Raw genomic sequence first — 3,316 nt, 5'->3', positions numbered from 1 at the left:
CCGCGGAGGGTGGGGCGCATCAGTCGATCAAGACGCCGTCGATCGGGCTGGAGCAGCCCGGGTGTGTGAGTTTCGAGCCGGCGTTCGCGATCGACGTCGAGTGGACTTTGCTCGACAGTATTTCCCGGTTGGGACGGCCGGATGGGTCGTCGTCGTATCTACGGCTGTCGACCCGACCGGTGGATCAGACCCTCGCCGCGGTGCCGTCGGATCCGGCGGCGCGGGAGCGTCGCCGCCGGCAGGTGGTCGCCGGCGCCTACACCCTCCGGCACACCGGCACGCCGGCGGTGACGTTGGTGGGGATGGGTGCGGTGATCACCGAAACCCTGACTGCGGCGGACCGGTTGGCGGAGCAGGGGATTGCGGCGGATGTGGTGTGCGTCACCAGCCCGGGACGGGTGTTCGAGGCGGTGCAGGCGCGCCGCGGCCTGACCGAGGGTTCGTCGTGGATTTTGGATCAGGTGTTCCCCGCCGACCGGGCGGCCCCGATGGTGACGGTGCTGGACGGGCACCCGCACACCCTGGCGTTCCTGACCGGCATCAACCAGGTGGCCGGGGCGGCGCTGGGGGTCAGCAGGTTCGGGCAGGTCGGGTCCCTCGACGACGTCTACCGCTACCACGGCATCGACACCGACAGCATCGTCCGCGCCGCCCTCGACCTCACCGACTGACCAAGAGAGACAACCAAGAATGACTACGAATCAGACCGCCGCGACCCCCGTGGTGCTGCCGTCGCTCGAGGTGTCCGGCGCGGACCGCGTCGAGAAGCTGCCGCGGATCCGTCGCACCATTGCCCGGCGAATGGTCGAATCCCTGCACACCTCGGCGCAATTGACGACAGTCGTCGAGGTCGATGTCACCGGGATCGCCCGCTTGCGGGACCGGGAGAAGGCGCTGTTCCATGCACGCACAGGCATGAAGCTGTCGTTCCTGCCGTTCTTCGTCGCCGCCGCAGTCGAAGCCCTCGCCGAGCACCCGGTGATCAACTCCTCGCTCGACGCCGAGTGCACCGAGGTCACCTACCACGGTGCCGTCCACCTGGGGATGGCCGTCGACAGCCACAAGGGACTGATGGTGCCCGTCATCCGCGACGCCGCGACGTTGGGGATTCCCGACCTCATCCGGTCCATCGCCGGTGCCGCGGACAACGTGCGTGCGGGCACGATCCGCCCCGACGATCTGTCCGGCGGCACCTTCACCATCACCAACACCGGCAGTCGTGGAGCATTGTTCGACACCCCGATCCTCAACCAACCACAGTCCGCGATCCTCGGTCTCGGCACCGTTGTCGAACGCCTCGTCCCCACCCGCGGCCCTGACGGCTCCCTCGAGATCGGGGTTCGATCGATGGCGTACCTTTCGCTGTCGTACGACCACCGCATCGTCGACGGCGCCGACGCCGCCCGCTACCTCACCACGGTGCGGCAACGGCTGGAAGCGGGCTTTGACCGTGCAGCTCTGCATCAACCGCAGGTTGAACTCGAACCGACCTGACGATCTCCGTTTTTCTCAATCTATCTGGGCCATCGCGTGAGCCGAGACGGACGAGATGGAATCGGGAGACCACCACGATCGGACCAGGTGTCGCCGTCGCGCTCACTCGTCCTCCGTCGAGACGGAACCGAGATGCCGGCGCAGCGGTGCGGCCGCGGTCGCGGCGCCGCCAAGGAAAGTGAGCGCTGCGATGGCGCCGAACCCGGCGGTGAGTGTGGCGACCGCGGCGACGCCTCCGACGAGGAGAGGTCCTCCTGCGTCGCCGAGTTCGCGTCCGAGTTCGGCGGCGCCCATGGTCTGTCCCATCCTTTCGTCGGGAGTGGAGCGGGCCAGCGACGCAAAAGCGAGCGGGGTGATCAGTCCCGTCCCGGTGCCGATGACCACTGCGGAGGTCAGCACACCGGGCAGGCCGGGGAGCATCGCACACCCGAGTCCGGTGGCGGTGATCAGCAGGCCCAGCGCTGTTCCGGTACCGGCCGAGATGCGACCCGCGTCCAGTGCCCGCCCGGCTCGCGGCTGCACGAGGGCGGCGCAGGCGGCGAGGACGGACACTGCAGCTCCGGTCGCCACCGAGCCGAGTCCGGCGGCGGCACCGGCGACCGGCAGGAATCCCACTCCCACCGACAGCGCCGAGGTTGCGAACGCGAGTGCGACGGTGGGCCGGAGAAACGCCCGATCCGTCAGACGGCGTGCCAGGTCCAGGACGGTCTGCCGGTTGCGCGGCAGGGGTGGCAGGGCGGGCACCACGCGCACCGCCCATGCCGCGATGGTGAGCGCGAGGGCGGTCATCACCGCGAACAGCAGGGTGAGGCCGCCGAGCCATACCAGCAGGCCGCCCAGCAACGGGCCGAGCGTGTAGCCGAGGCTCTTGTAGAAGCCGTATGTTCCGAACGCGCTGCCGTGCCCGGTTTTCGGGGTCATCCGTGCGACCAGCGCACTCGCGGCCGGGGAGAATGCGGACGCGGCCGCGCCCTGCCCGACCCGGGCCAGCCACAGCCAGTTGGAGTCGCCGACCACGACGAACAGGGCGGAGGCTGCGGCGAATCCGATGAGACCACCGAGGAGGACAGGTCGGGCACCGATCCGGTCGGCGAGTGTCCCGAACACGGGTTTGAGGACTACCTCGGCGCCGTCGTACAGGGCCAGCAGCAGACCGAGGTACAGAAGGGAGCCGGCCGGGTCCTCGAGGTCGAATGCGAGGTTCGCCGCGACGGCGTGTGCTCCGAAGGCCGTGGTGAAACCGGCCGCGTACAGCGGCCTCATCGGACGACGTCTTGCGCGGTACGTCACGCGGTCGCCGATCGTTCAGCGGAGCGCGGTCCCGTGACGAAGTCGGCCAGCGAAAGTGTGGCTGTTCGGTCGTGTCGGTTGCGGATGAAGATGGTTCGGTCGGTCAGGTTGGTCTCGGTGGTGCACAGGGTGGCGAGGGGGTCGTCGCCCGCGGCGGTGCGGTGGACGCCGGTGGGAACGGGGGATCCTGCCAGAACTCGGTCGAACCAGCCGACGCCGGGTTCGAGGGCCGGGGTGATGTTGTCGAGGACCCTGCCCCGCGCAAGACTCTCGTCGCGCTGCCCGAGATTGGCGGTGGCGGCTCCCGTCGGCGCCCGATCCGGTGGGTCGGGTATGAACCGGATGTGGTTGGTGTGCCATTCGAATGCTCTCTCGGGTGGGAGTTCACGGACGGCATGACGCCCCGCGGCGGTTTCGACGACGGCGGCGCGACCGGTGTGGGTGTCGCCGATCGTGTAGGCGAAGCCGCCGGCGCTGGGGTGGGTACGCAGATAGTCGACCGCGTCGGTGAATGTGGTGCACTGCTGCAGAC

2 protein-coding genes and 2 pseudogenes are annotated in these 3,316 nt (G+C 69.1%); 2 read left to right on the top strand and 2 right to left on the bottom strand.

The genetic code is table 11. From position 1 onward, the window contains the following. Both ACFTZB_RS44390 and ACFTZB_RS44385 read left to right on the top strand, forming a co-directional pair. Positions 1-671 (top strand): annotated as a pseudogene (locus ACFTZB_RS44390) (pyruvate dehydrogenase); the annotation flags it as partial. Beyond that, positions 595-1,494 (top strand): annotated as a pseudogene (locus tag ACFTZB_RS44385) (2-oxo acid dehydrogenase subunit E2); the annotation flags it as partial. The pseudogenes ACFTZB_RS44390 and ACFTZB_RS44385, both read left to right, overlap by 77 nt. Positions 1,495-1,596: 102 nt before the next feature. Here the strand turns inward: ACFTZB_RS44385 and ACFTZB_RS44380 are convergent. Both ACFTZB_RS44380 and ACFTZB_RS44375 read right to left on the bottom strand, forming a co-directional pair. Then, the gene (locus ACFTZB_RS44380) at positions 1,597-2,757 is read right to left on the bottom strand and encodes an MFS transporter (protein ID WP_378442193.1); all 1,161 of its coding nucleotides are present in this window, start codon (positions 2,755-2,757) and stop codon (positions 1,597-1,599) included. A gap of 23 nt (positions 2,758-2,780) precedes the next feature. Beyond that, positions 2,781-3,316: carcinine hydrolase/isopenicillin-N N-acyltransferase family protein (locus ACFTZB_RS44375; protein WP_378442191.1), on the bottom strand; the 536-nt coding region annotated here is incomplete at its 5' end.

Source organism: Rhodococcus sp. NPDC057014, from assembly GCF_042673295.1.
Taxonomy (GTDB): domain Bacteria; phylum Actinomycetota; class Actinomycetes; order Mycobacteriales; family Mycobacteriaceae; genus Rhodococcus_F.
Note: the sequence above shows the minus strand (reverse complement) of the source record. Positions and strands in the feature narration are given on the sequence as shown.

Coding starts and splice junctions, on each gene's coding strand:
- ACFTZB_RS44380 (WP_378442193.1), bottom strand. CDS start 2,757: ATGAGGCCGCTGTACGCGGCCGGTTTCACCACGGCCTTCGGAGCACAC.